General features: G+C 65.4%; 1 protein-coding gene. It reads left to right on the plus strand.

From position 1 onward, the window contains the following. On the plus strand, positions 1–214 hold a 214-nt coding region (locus tag CQ14_RS10750), incomplete at both ends, for a transposase (RefSeq protein ID WP_156434907.1).

Below are 214 nucleotides of genomic sequence, written 5' to 3' on the forward strand. Positions count from 1 at the left end.
CTCGCGCGGGGGCCTGAGCACCAAGATACATATGGCCGTTCGCGGCTTGGGATGTCCGGTGCGGTTCACGCTCACCGCAGGTCAGAAGGGCGATGCCCCACAAGCCGCCGCATTGATCGAGGGATTAGCCGCCGAGGTCGTCATCGCCGACACCGCCTATGATGCCGATCACTTACGCCAGGCCATCGCAGCCAAGGGCGCGCTCGCCGTCATC

The organism is Bradyrhizobium lablabi, assembly GCF_001440475.1.
GTDB classification, from domain to species: domain Bacteria; phylum Pseudomonadota; class Alphaproteobacteria; order Rhizobiales; family Xanthobacteraceae; genus Bradyrhizobium; species Bradyrhizobium lablabi.